The following is a 12,510-nucleotide window of genomic DNA, read 5'->3' on the forward strand; positions in this document are numbered from 1 at the left end:
TTTTATCCTTTCTATGATAAAATCTATTTTGTTGTGTCTAGATAGAGACAAACATTCACTGAATTTTAAATAGATTAACTAAAAACATGGAGGTAATGAACAACGTGAGAATTAAACAATTAATTGCAATTGTCGTTGCTTTTGCATTTGTAATTACGTCTTTTTACCCTTATTCAAATGCTCAGGCAGCAGAGCCTATTTCTATTAATGCAAGCTCTGCAATCATCATTGAAGAGTCAACAGGTACTATTCTTTATGGTAAAAATATAGATGAAATGCTGCCAGTCGCTAGTATGGCAAAGGTAATGACAGAGTACCTGGTGCTAGAAGCGATTAAAGATGGAAAAATTAAGTGGGACCAAACATATACACCTACTGAATATGTGTATAAAATTTCTCAAAATCGTAATCTATCAAATGTACCATTAAGACTCGATGGCTCATACAATGTAGAGGAATTATATGAGGCTATGGCAATTTACTCTGCAAATGGTGCAGCAATTGGTCTGGCTGAGTTAATTGCAGGATCCGAAACGGCATTTGTAAAAATGATGAATGATAAAGCAAAAGAATTAGGTTTAACAAACTATGAATTTGTTAATGCGACAGGATTAGAAAATAAGGACTTACTTGGAAAGCACCCTGAAGGAACAAGTGCAGATGCAGAGAGTAAAGTTTCTGCTCGAGATATGGCACTGTTATCACAACGATTGATTCAGGACTTTCCTGATATTTTAAAAACAGCTAGTATTGCTAAAAAAACCTTCAGAGAAGGAACTGACGATGCTACAGAGATGCCAAACTGGAACTGGATGCTTCCAGGTCTTGTTTACGGCTATGAAGGCGTTGATGGGTTGAAAACTGGATCAACTTCATCTGCAGGGTCTTGCTTTACAGCAACTGCTGAAAAAAACGGTATGCGAGTAATCACAGTTGTTATGAATGCAAAGGCTGAAGATGGAGGTGGAGATGTTAAAAATCCTCGCTTCTTTGCAACCGAAAAAATGTTGAATTATGCGTTTGATCATTTTACAGTAAAAGAAGTTTTTCCTGCTGGTTATCAGATTAAAAAAGAGTCAACGATCCCAGTAGTAAAAGGGAAAGAAGATAATGTATCTGTAGAAACAAAAAAAGCTGTTACGCTTGTTGTGAAAAATGGAGAAGAAGAATCATATAAGGCATCTTATAAAATTGATTCTAGTCAATTAACGAAAGAAGGAGAATTGACTGCTCCAGTTAAGGAAGGTCAAAAGGTAGGAACGATGACTGTGAATTATGCTGGTGAAGGTGAAGCACTAAGCTATATTCAAAAAGATAAACTTCCTCAAGTAGATCTTGTTACAAAAGAAGCTGTAGAAAAAGCAAACTGGTTTGTTTTATCCATGAGAGGAATCGGCGGTTTCTTTGGTGGATTATGGGGAACAGTAACGGACACAGTTAAAGGTTGGTTTTAAATACTAAGACTCCCAATGGGGGTCTTTTTTTGTTTTGAGAAAACAATATAAAAAAGTATTAAATTTTGACTGAAATAGGTATATAATAGAAAATTATCTCTGGTATAAAATAATAGAATAGTGAAACATATAGGAATTGTTTTACTAATTATATTTATTTTGATAGGATTTTTTTAGAAGTTAGGATAAAATATAGCGTAGATGAATTTTTCATATAGCTAAAACAAATCCTATTACATAGGAAATTACATAAGGGGGACAAACAGATGAGTAACAATACAGGTACTGACCGCGTAAAACGTGGAATGGCAGAAATGCAAAAAGGCGGCGTCATCATGGACGTTGTTAATGCAGAGCAAGCAAAGATTGCAGAGGAAGCAGGCGCTGTTGCTGTAATGGCACTTGAGCGAGTTCCAGCTGACATTCGTGCAGCAGGCGGTGTAGCAAGAATGGCTGACCCTACAATTGTTGAGGAAGTTATGAATGCTGTATCTATTCCAGTTATGGCAAAAGCTCGTATCGGTCACATTGTTGAAGCTCGTATACTTGAAGCTATGGGCGTAGATTACATTGATGAGAGTGAAGTATTAACTCCAGCTGATGAAGAATATCACCTTTTAAAAAGTGATTTCACAGTTCCATTTGTATGTGGATGCCGTGATCTTGGTGAAGCAACACGCCGTATTGCTGAAGGTGCTTCAATGCTTCGTACAAAAGGTGAGCCAGGTACTGGTAACATCGTTGAAGCAGTACGTCATATGCGTAAAGTAAATGCTCAAATTCGTAAAGTTGCAGCAATGAGTGAAGATGAGTTAATGACTGAAGCAAAAAATCTTGGTGCACCATTTGAGCTGCTTCTTCAAATTAAAAAAGAAGGTAAATTACCTGTTGTTAACTTCGCAGCTGGTGGTGTAGCAACTCCTGCTGATGCGGCATTAATGATGCAATTAGGAGCAGACGGTGTATTCGTTGGTTCTGGTATCTTTAAATCAGAAAATCCAGCAAAATTTGCTCGTTCAATCGTTGAAGCAACAACACACTTCCAAGATTATGAGTTAATTGCTAGCCTATCAAAAGGACTTGGATCTGCAATGCAAGGAATTGAAATCTCAAGCCTTTTACCAGAACACAGAATGCAAGAGCGTGGTTGGTAAGATAAAGGAGTTTTTTACATGCTGAAAATTGGTGTTTTAGGTTTACAAGGTGCTGTGCGAGAACATATTCGTTCAATCGAAGCTTGTGGTGCAGAAGGAATCGTCGTTAAGACAACAAACCAACTTGATGACCTTGACGGCTTAATTATTCCAGGTGGAGAAAGCACCACAATGCGTCGCTTAATTGATAAATACAATTTCATGGAACCTTTAAAAGCTTTTGCTGAATCAGGTAAGCCTATGTTCGGAACATGTGCAGGCTTAATTATGTTAGCAAAAAAATTAGTAGGTTATACTGAATCTCATTTAGGATTATTGGATGTTACAGTAGAACGTAACTCCTTTGGTCGCCAAAAGGATAGCTTTGAAGCAGAGCTAATGATTACCGGTGTTGGTGAAGATTTTGTTGGTGTCTTCATACGAGCTCCACATATTGTGGAAGTTGGAGAAGATGTAGAGATTTTATCTAAACATAACGGAAGAATCGTTGCTGCTAGACAAGGGCAATTTCTTGGATGCTCATTTCATCCAGAATTAACGGATGATCACCGAATGACTCAGTTATTTATAAATATGGTGAAAGAGTCTAAATAAAAGGTATAAAAAACTTGCTAGTGCTGTAAACTTATAGTAAATTATTTACTAAATCTATTATATGAAAACATGATGATAGGAACTAGTAGCATGATGTTCTATCTATAGAGAGCCGATGGCTGGTGAAAATCGGTGATAGATGCTTGCGAATCCATCCTTGAATGAATGGCTGAACAAACAACAGTTTAAGTAGGTTATTCCGGCTATGACCGTTATTCATTAAGTGAAAAATACATGTGTATTTTTAACTAGGGTGGCAACGCGGGTAACTCTCGTCCCTTTTATGGGACGGGAGTTTTTTGTGTTCAGATATATTTTCTTAAAAAGGAGAATGTTAATATGTTGGATATTAAATTTTTACGTGCTAACTTGGATGAAGCAAAACAAAAATTAGCCAAACGTGGTGAGGATTTAACTGACTTTGGGAAATTTGAAGATCTTGATAAAAAAAGAAGAGAACTTATCGCAGCTACTGAAGAATTAAAAAGCAAAAGAAATGAAGTATCTTCTCAGGTAGCGCAACTTAAAAGGGAAAAACAGGATGCTGATCATCTTATTAGTGAAATGAAAGATGTAGGAGAAAAAATAAAAGGATATGATGATGAACTACGTGAGGTAGAAACAGCTTTAGAGCAATTGCTATTATCTATCCCGAATATTCCTCATGAAAGTGTTCCTGTTGGCGATACAGAAGATGATAATGTAGAAGCTCGAAATTGGGGTGAGATCCCTAAATTCTCATTTGAACCAAAACCACATTGGGAAATTGCAGATGGTCTGCAAATCTTAGATTTTGAAAGAGCAGCTAAAGTAACTGGTAGCCGTTTTGTATTCTATCGTGGTTTAGGAGCTAGATTAGAGAGAGCACTCTTTAACTTTATGCTTGATTTACATGTAGAGGAACACGGGTATACAGAAATCATGCCACCTTTTATTGTGAATAGAGATAGTATGACTGGAACAGGTCAATTACCAAAGTTTGAGGAAGATGCTTTTAAGATCGTCGGAGAAGACTATTTCTTAATTCCAACGGCAGAAGTCCCAGTAACAAATTTACATCGTGAGGAAATCCTTAATGTAGAACAACTTCCAATCAGCTATGCCGCATTCAGTGCAAATTTCCGTTCAGAGGCTGGATCTGCTGGTAGAGATACAAGAGGATTAATTCGTCAACATCAGTTTAACAAAGTAGAGCTTGTTCGTTTCGTTAAACCAGAGGATTCTTATGAGGAATTAGAAAAATTAACTGGTCATGCTGAAAAGGTCCTTCAATTAATAGGTCTACCATATCGTGTTATGAGCATGTGTACAGCTGACCTTGGGTTTACAGCAGCGAAAAAGTATGATTTAGAAGTATGGATTCCAAGCTATGGAACGTACCGTGAAATCTCTTCTTGTAGTAATTTTGAGGCATTCCAAGCTAGACGTGCGAATATTCGATTCAGAAGAGAAGCCAAAGCAAAAGTTGAGCATGTTCACACATTAAATGGATCTGGTTTAGCAATTGGTCGTACTGTTGCTGCTATTTTAGAAAATTATCAACAAGAAGATGGATCAGTCATTATTCCAGAAGTATTAAGACCGTATATGGGAAATAAAGAACGTATATCTGTTGTAGAATAAAAACGAAGATTTAGAAAGAAATTTGAGGTTTTTAATAAAATAAAAGTTTTTTCAAAAGAATTGTTGACAAGTATATATATCTTATGATAAATTATATCTTGTCAACAAGGAGGAATACCCAAGTCCGGCTGAAGGGATCGGTCTTGAAAACCGACAGGGGTGTCAAAGCCGCAGGGGTTCGAATCCCCTTTCCTCCTCCATAATATTATAAATAGTTCTCATATTAGCGCATAAAATATGGGAGATTGATGAAAATCGTTACATAGTAACGGTTTTTTTTATTACCCTTTGTAAGGGCTTTACATTAGATTGAAAAAGTAAAAGGCATTTAAGATCAGAATTTCTGTTCCTAAATGCCTTTTTTATTGTATCTTATTTTTTAAGAAATTTTGTTTGCTCAATAAAATAGCCAATTCTTTCAATAATCGGTTCAATGGACTGACCATTTGTCATAATGTCGTAATCATTAATGTTAATACGTAAAACAGGACAAGCGTTAAAATTATTAATCCAATCCTCATAACGCTGGTGCATCTCTTGCCAATATTCTACGGGAGTTTGCTGCTCCATAGCTCGTCCACGTAATTTAATTCGAGATAATATATCGTCTAAACTTCCTTCAAGATAGATCAGAAGGTCAGGATGTGGGAAATAAGGAGTCATAACCATCGCATCAAATAAATTTCGATATGTTTCATAATCTACTTCAGACATTGTTCCTTTTTCGTAATGCATCTTTGCGAAGATTCCAGTGTCTTCATATATGGAACGATCCTGAATAAAACCTCCGCCATATTCAAAAATCTTTTTTTGCTCTTTAAAGCGTTCTGCAAGGAAATAGATTTGTAAATGAAAGCTCCATCTTTCGAAATCTGCGTAAAATTTATCAAGATACGGATTAGAATCAACTTTCTCAAATGATGTTTTAAAATCAAGCTCCTTTGCCAGAGCTTTTGTCATAGTTGACTTTCCTACACCAACGGTACCTGCAATAGTAATCACAGCGTTGTTTGGAATATTATATTTTTCTCGTAAATTCATCTATTGTTACTCCTTTTTGCAAATACTGATTCAATGTATTGAATATATAGGTTAGGTCTTGTTTATTTTGAACAAAATCTAATGTATCTCCATTAAAACGAATAATAGGAATGGATGGATTTTCTTTTTCCCATTGTGTCATAGCGATCTCGTAGTCTTCTGTGAGTTGTTGCAAATAGCTTGGATCGATTTGATGTTCGATTTCACGACCCCTTTTTGCAATTCTACTAAGTAGAGTATCTAAACTAGCACTTAAATAAATAATGATATTTGGTTTCGGCATTCCATCCGTTAAAATATCATAGATTTTCAAGTATTTATCATACTGCTCATTTTTAAGCGTACGTTTAGCAAAAATAAGATTTTTATAAATGTGATAATCCGCTACAACTGATTTACCTGCTTGGAGATATTTCTTATCGATATCTTCTAATTGTTTATAACGATTGCAAAGAAAGAACATTTCCGTTTGAAAACTCCACTCTTCAATATCAGCGTAAAACTTTCCTAAGAAAGGATTTTCCTCAACAATTTCTTTTAATAGATGAAACTGATAATAATCAGCAATTGCTTTTGACAATGATGTTTTCCCAACACCAATTGGTCCCTCTACTGTAATAAAGGGTATATTCATAATGGGTCCTCCTTTAAAACGAAACACCTATACTAAAAATCGACAAATTTCATTTTACCATGCAAAACCCATTTTGAGTTAAAAATAAATTGTTTGCTTTCTTTTTCTATATTTATTTCACAATCACTTACAGTTTACTTAAAATTAACCAAAAAAAGTACTCATCTGATAATGAGTACTTCAATGAAAAATTATTTCTTCTCAATTTCGAAGTTATCAGCAAGGAGTAGCCAATTTTGTGGGAAGGCTAAACCGAGTTTCCAATAGCTAATTCCTCTTAAATCTAACTTTTTAATCAAATCAAATTTAGCTTGAATGGACCTTGCATCTTCAAACCAGACTTTATGTTCTTTGCCAGCAGCATCAGTATAATTAAAATGAGGTGCTTGTGCTTCTTGATCATATCGAATTGGTACGTTGTTCGTACTTGCTAATTGGATAGCTTGTTGAGGACTAACTGCCTTTGCGTATTGACCTCCAGCCACAAATGGAAGTGTCCAGTCATATCCATATAAGTTTTGACCCATCATAATTTTTCGACTAGGCATTTCACTAATCGCATATTCTAACACTTCACGAACAGGACCAATTGGTGATACTGCTAATGGAGGTCCAGCGCTGTATCCCCATTCATATGTCATAATAACAACGAAGTCAACAATTTGACCATGTGCCTTGTAATCGTGTCCTTCATACCATTTCCCTTTTTGATCTGCACTCGTTTTAGGAGCTAAAGCTGTTGATAGAAGCCAGCCTTCTTGACTAAATCTAGCCTTTGCTTTTCTTAAAAATTGATTGTATGCCTCACGATCTTGAGGTCTTAAATACTCCATGTCAAAATGAATGTCTCTAAATCCATATTTCTTTGCTGTTCTTACGATATTATCTAACAGTTTATTTTGTATATCCATGTTTGTTAAAACAATTCTACCTAATTCATCACTAAATTGATCATTTTCTAAGTTAGTGATGGCCATCATTAATGTGACGCCATTTTGTCGGGCAATCTCCGGAAAGTTATTTAATAATGGTTCTTTTAATGAACCATCTCTCTGTATTTGAAAGCTAAAAGGACCCAAGTATGTTAAATATGGTGCAGCCTCACGAGCTGCTTGCTCAAGGTTAGCAGCTACACTTGTACCTCTAGGCTCAATATAGGCATTGGATTCTACAGATCTTTTTTGTCCTTCAGGTATATATAATCTGAATCCAGGTGAAAGTGGCTGATTCACATTAAGATTATTGACTCTAGCTAACTCTGCAGCTGAATAGCCATATCTTTGGGCTATTGAAAATAAGCTGTCTCCGGCTGGACCCAATAAAACCTTCCTTTAATAGGAATAACAATCGCTTGACCGATAACTAGATTATTAGGGTTTGGTAATTCATTTGTTCGGACGATTTCATTTACAGTTGTATTATAGGCCTGTGCAATACCATACAAACTTTGTCCTTGCTGGACAATATGTATTTGCATGTCTAACCTCCTCACAAAAACATTTTAGTACATCATATGTGAAGGAGGCTCAATACATGTCAGCTATTTTTAGACTCAATAATTGAGGCTTTAAGGATATGTTTCATCATTTTTAATGCAAAATCATTATCTTCCTCTGTATTAGAGGCAATGCAATCAGAAGGAACAGTAATCCGATATTCTCTCATATATGCATCATTAGCTGTAAACAGGACACATATATTCCCGGCAATCCCTGTAATAACAAGTTCCTTAATATTTAAGCTATATAAAAGGGTGTTCAATGCTGTCCCATAAAAAGCAGAATGTTTTGGTTTAATCAAAAAATACTCATCATCATTAGGGAAAAGGCGATGAATGATATTTTCACTTAATGAATTCCTGCACTTTGCTGCAATCTTTTCAAAGTTGGCTTGCCATAGTTTATAATGATCATTGATATAAATAATCGGAGAGCCGTTCTTTTTCATGTTTTCCTTCAGAGAAAGAATGTTATGTGAGATGGTATCAGCTTGTTTAGCTAAGTTAGGTCCATTATGAAATTGAAAATCATTGATCATATCTATAATGAGGAGTGCTTGTTCACTTTTTGTTTCCATTGATCAATTCTCCTTTTTACACAATAGGATGAACAAATTCACAAATTCTATAAGGAGTAACTCAAGTATGAATGATCAACACTTTATGAAGATAGCTTTAGAAGAGGCAAGAAAAGCAAAAGAAATTGGAGAAGTTCCAATTGGAGCAGTGATTGTTTTGAATGATGTTGTTGTGGGTGTTGCTCATAACTTGAGGGAAACCGAACAACGATCGATTGCTCATGCTGAAATTTTAGCGATTGACCAAGCGTGTAAGGAAGTAGATTCTTGGAGATTAGAAGATGCTACACTATATGTTACATTAGAACCTTGTCCTATGTGTGCTGGTGCCATTGTCCTTTCAAGGATAAAGAGAGTTGTTTACGGTGCTTCTGACCCAAAGGGTGGATGTGCAGGTACTCTAATGAACTTACTTCAGGAGGAGAGATTTAACCACCAAGTTGAAGTCACAAAAGGAATTGAAGAGCAGGAATGTAGTGGAATGCTCAGTTCTTTTTTTCGTGAGTTAAGAGAGAAGAAAAAGAAAGAAAAAAACACATGACAAAAACTTACAAAGTCTAACCATTGCATTTTATATGAGAAGGATATATACTAATACATGCGTCGGACAAACGGCGCAACTAAATATGGTATCAATTTTGCCGTGCTAAGCGGGGAGGTAGCGGTGCCCTGTACTCGCAATCCGCTCTAGCGAGGCCGAATCCCTTCTAGAGGTTAGAACACTGTAGGGCTGCCTCAAGTAAGTGGTGTTGACGCTTGGGTCCTGCGCAATGGGAATCCATGAACCATGTCAGGTCCGGAAGGAAGCAGCATTAAGTGGAAGCTCTCATGTGCCGCAGGGTTGCCTGAGCCGAGCTAACTGCTTGAGTAACGCCTATGGTGGCTAATCGACAGAAGGTGCACGGCAGTTAATTTTAAAATAAAACTCACTCTTATAGGGTGAGTTTTTTATTTATATATAAACAACTTTGTAAATTTTCCGTTGGTTGTTATAATAAAAAGGAAGAAGAAGAAGGGAGACGTTTTTGTGGGTTATCAAGCTCTATATCGTGTTTTTCGACCACAGCTATTTCATGATGTAGTTGGACAAGAACATATTACTAAAACCTTACAAAATGCCCTATTACAAAATAAATTTTCACATGCTTATCTTTTTTCTGGACCACGTGGAACAGGGAAAACAAGTGCAGCGAAAATCTTTGCAAAAGCAGTGAACTGTGAAAAGGCTCCAGTTGCGGAGCCATGTAATGAGTGTGCTGCTTGTAAAGGAATCACAAACGGATCAATTTCTGACGTAATTGAGATCGATGCTGCATCTAATAACGGTGTTGATGAAATAAGGGATATAAGAGATAAAGTAAAGTATGCACCATCATCTGTACAATACAAGGTATATATAGTCGATGAAGTTCATATGTTATCGATTGGAGCTTTTAATGCCTTACTTAAAACGCTAGAAGAGCCTCCTAAGCATGTGATTTTTATCTTAGCTACAACAGAACCACATAAGATTCCGCTAACAATCATCTCTCGCTGTCAACGCTTTGATTTTAGGAGAATTACAGCATCTGCTATTGTAGGGAGAATGAAAGAAATCATACATAATCAACAGGTCAATGTAGAAGAAGCGGCTCTAGATGTAATAGCAAGAGCTGCTGATGGTGGTATGCGTGATGCATTAAGTCTCCTGGATCAAGCGATATCTTATAGTGATGAGCAGGTAAGTATTGATGAAGCTTTGCTAATTACCGGATCTGTCTCTCAAGATTATCGGGAAAATGGCAGATGCTATTCATCAAAAAGATGTGACAATTGCCTTGCAAGCACTTGACCAACTTATGTATCAAGGTAAAGATCCAAGTAGATTTATTGAAGATTTCATTTTTTATTACCGAGACATGCTTCTTTACCAGACTGCACCAACGTTAGAGGATGTACTTGAACGAGTATCAGTTGATGAGCAATTTATTCAGCTCTCAAAAGAAATTCCTTCTGCTGATATCTATGAAACGATTGATGTTTTAAGTAAAAGTCAGCAAGAGATGAAATGGACAAACCATCCACGAATTTTTTTAGAGGTAGCACTTGTGAAGCTCTGTCAAAACACTCATACTACTTCTCAGCCTAATGAAGAGGGGTATCAAGCACTACTAGATAAGATAAACAATTTACAGTCAGAAATAAACCGAATAAAACAGCAAGGTATCTCAGCCCCACAGCAGGCTGCAACAGGGTCTGAACCGAAGCCGCGTTCGATGAAGAGTGGTGGGTATAAAACACCAGAAGGAAGAATTCAAGAGATCCTTAAAAACGCTACAAGAAAAGACTTAGAGATAATTAAAGGACGCTGGGCAGAGCTGCTAGAGATGTTAAGACGCCAAAACAAGGTATCCCATGCGGCGCTACTAAATGATAGTGAACCTGTAGCAGCATCAGATCATGCATTTGTTTTGAAATTCAAATTTGAAATTCATTGTAAAATGGTAGCTGAAAATAATAATAATGTTCGAACAAACTTAGAAATGATTTTACAGGAATTAGTCGGCAAGAATATGGAAATGGTTGGCGTTCCGGAACATGATTGGGGTAAAATAAGGAAGGAATTTCTTAAAGATCAAAAAGATGATGAGCAAAATCAGCAAGAAAGCGGGGAAGAAGATCCCTTAATTGCTGAAGCAAGAAAATTAGTAGGAAATGAACTTATTGAAATAAAAGATTAAATTGGAGGAATGTAAAATGATGCGTGGCGGAATGGGTAATATGCAAAAGATGATGAAGCAAATGCAAAAAATGCAAAAGGATATGGCAAAAGCCTCAAGAAGAACTTGCTGAAAAAACAGTAGAAGGTACTGCTGGTGGCGGAATGGTAACAGTTGTTGTTAATGGTCAAAAGGAAATAGTAGAAGTTAACATTAAAGAAGAAGTAGTAGATCCAGAAGATATCGAAATGCTTCAAGACTTAGTGTTAGCTGCTACAAATGATGCACTTAAAAAGATGGACGATTTAACAAATGAAACAATGGGACAATTTACAAAAGGAATGAATCTACCGGGAATGTTCTAGGAGGATTATTATGCATTATCCTGAACCAATATCAAAGCTAATTGATAGCTTTATGAAATTGCCAGGAATCGGTCCGAAAACGGCCGTTCGACTGGCTTTTTTTGTATTAAATATGAAAGAAGATGTGGTCTTGGATTTCGCAAAGGCTCTAGTTAATGCCAAGCGGAATTTATCGTACTGCTCTGTTTGTGGTCATATTACAGATCAGGATCCTTGTTATATATGCGAAAATGACCGTCGTGATAAAAGCATTGTGTGTGTTGTTCAAGATCCTAAAGATGTGATCGCTATGGAGAAAATGAAAGAATATAACGGGAAATTGTACCATGTACTTCATGGCTCGATTTCTCCGATGGAAGGGATCGGACCTGAAGATATAAAAATACCGGAACTTTTAAAAAGACTTCAAGATGATGTAATACAAGAAGTAATTTTAGCAACTAACCCTAATATTGAAGGGGAAGCAACCGCGATGTATATTTCAAGGTTATTAAAGCCATCAGGTATTAAACTAACTAGAATTGCACATGGTTTACCGGTAGGTGGAGATTTGGAATATGCTGATGAAGTAACCCTATCAAAAGCACTAGAAGGAAGAAGAGAGCTGTAAAGGGGGGATTAGATGCTTTTTCGCCGTAAAGGGTGGCTGAGGAATCAATATGATCAACAACTGATTCAAAATTTACTTCTGAAGAAGAAAGAGTGGAATCGGCAAAAGCAACTGATTGATAAAAGTGTTGAACCTTCTCCTGAGGTACTCTATGAATTAAAAGTAGCAGAAGCGAAATACTTCTTTTTATTAAAGGAAGCAAAAAACCGAAACATTAAAATTGGCAAGCTATAGTAGATGTTATCTATTATAGCTTGTTC

10 protein-coding genes, 1 tRNA gene, 1 other RNA gene, 3 pseudogenes and 1 other annotated feature are annotated in these 12,510 nt (G+C 36.4%); of the genes and pseudogenes, 11 read left to right on the forward strand and 4 right to left on the reverse strand.

Annotated features, from left to right (window positions below; all coding sequences use genetic code 11):
- Positions 1–95 precede the first annotated feature (95 nt).
- The 5 genes from MVE64_RS13560 to MVE64_RS13580 all read left to right on the forward strand — a co-directional run bounded on the left by MVE64_RS13560 (position 96) and on the right by MVE64_RS13580 (position 5,025).
- Positions 96–1,454 carry a D-alanyl-D-alanine carboxypeptidase family protein gene (locus tag MVE64_RS13560; RefSeq protein ID WP_247338989.1) on the forward strand — a complete coding sequence of 453 codons (1,359 nt, stop codon included), beginning with the start codon at positions 96–98 and terminating at the stop codon, positions 1,452–1,454.
- A gap of 266 nt (positions 1,455–1,720) precedes the next feature.
- On the forward strand, positions 1,721–2,608 hold the full coding sequence (gene pdxS / locus MVE64_RS13565) for a pyridoxal 5'-phosphate synthase lyase subunit PdxS (RefSeq protein WP_098798635.1): 888 nt from the start codon (positions 1,721–1,723) through the stop codon (positions 2,606–2,608).
- Positions 2,609–2,626: 18 nt separating this feature from the next.
- Entirely contained in the window at positions 2,627–3,202 is a 576-nt protein-coding gene (pdxT, locus tag MVE64_RS13570; RefSeq protein ID WP_247338990.1) for a pyridoxal 5'-phosphate synthase glutaminase subunit PdxT, read from the forward strand.
- A 63-nt stretch (positions 3,203–3,265) separates the two neighbouring features.
- Positions 3,266–3,485, forward strand: a binding site (T-box leader).
- Positions 3,486–3,541: 56 nt separating this feature from the next.
- The gene (serS, locus tag MVE64_RS13575; protein WP_247338991.1) at positions 3,542–4,825 is read left to right on the forward strand and encodes a serine--tRNA ligase; all 1,284 of its coding nucleotides are present in this window, start codon (positions 3,542–3,544) and stop codon (positions 4,823–4,825) included.
- Between the two features lie 108 nt (positions 4,826–4,933).
- Positions 4,934–5,025, forward strand: a tRNA-Ser gene (locus MVE64_RS13580).
- A gap of 172 nt (positions 5,026–5,197) precedes the next feature.
- Here the strand turns inward: MVE64_RS13580 and MVE64_RS13585 are convergent.
- The 4 genes and pseudogenes from MVE64_RS13585 to MVE64_RS13600 all read right to left on the reverse strand — a co-directional run bounded on the left by MVE64_RS13585 (position 5,198) and on the right by MVE64_RS13600 (position 8,576).
- A complete protein-coding gene (locus tag MVE64_RS13585) occupies positions 5,198–5,866 on the reverse strand; it encodes a deoxynucleoside kinase (RefSeq protein ID WP_247338992.1) in 669 nt (222 codons plus the stop codon).
- A complete protein-coding gene (locus MVE64_RS13590) occupies positions 5,844–6,503 on the reverse strand; it encodes a deoxynucleoside kinase (protein ID WP_247347052.1) in 660 nt (219 codons plus the stop codon). The genes MVE64_RS13585 and MVE64_RS13590 overlap by 23 nt, the downstream gene beginning before the upstream one ends.
- Before the next feature lie 188 nt (positions 6,504–6,691).
- Positions 6,692–7,977, reverse strand: a pseudogene (locus MVE64_RS13595) (glycosyl hydrolase family 18 protein).
- A 59-nt stretch (positions 7,978–8,036) separates the two neighbouring features.
- A complete protein-coding gene (locus MVE64_RS13600; protein ID WP_247338993.1) occupies positions 8,037–8,576 on the reverse strand; it encodes a cysteine hydrolase family protein in 540 nt (179 codons plus the stop codon).
- A gap of 67 nt (positions 8,577–8,643) precedes the next feature.
- Here MVE64_RS13600 and tadA point away from each other — a divergent pair, with 67 nt between their 5' ends.
- From tadA to MVE64_RS13630, 6 genes and pseudogenes are all read left to right on the forward strand, one after another.
- Positions 8,644–9,117, forward strand: coding sequence for a tRNA adenosine(34) deaminase TadA (gene tadA, locus MVE64_RS13605; protein WP_247338994.1), 474 nt, complete (start codon positions 8,644–8,646; stop codon positions 9,115–9,117).
- Between the two features lie 100 nt (positions 9,118–9,217).
- Positions 9,218–9,481: signal recognition particle sRNA large type (ffs, locus tag MVE64_RS13610), an RNA gene on the forward strand.
- 122 nt (positions 9,482–9,603) lie between these two features.
- Positions 9,604–11,296, forward strand: a pseudogene (gene dnaX, locus MVE64_RS13615) (DNA polymerase III subunit gamma/tau).
- A 19-nt stretch (positions 11,297–11,315) separates the two neighbouring features.
- Positions 11,316–11,640, forward strand: a pseudogene (locus MVE64_RS13620) (YbaB/EbfC family nucleoid-associated protein).
- A 10-nt stretch (positions 11,641–11,650) separates the two neighbouring features.
- The gene (gene recR / locus MVE64_RS13625; protein WP_247338995.1) at positions 11,651–12,250 is read left to right on the forward strand and encodes a recombination mediator RecR; all 600 of its coding nucleotides are present in this window, start codon (positions 11,651–11,653) and stop codon (positions 12,248–12,250) included.
- A gap of 12 nt (positions 12,251–12,262) precedes the next feature.
- Positions 12,263–12,484, forward strand: coding sequence for a YaaL family protein (locus tag MVE64_RS13630; RefSeq protein WP_098798626.1), 222 nt, complete (start codon positions 12,263–12,265; stop codon positions 12,482–12,484).
- The last annotated feature ends 26 nt before the right edge of the window (positions 12,485–12,510 follow it).

Source organism: Metabacillus endolithicus, from assembly GCF_023078335.1.
In the GTDB taxonomy this organism is placed as follows: Bacteria; Bacillota; Bacilli; order Bacillales; family Bacillaceae; genus Metabacillus; species Metabacillus endolithicus.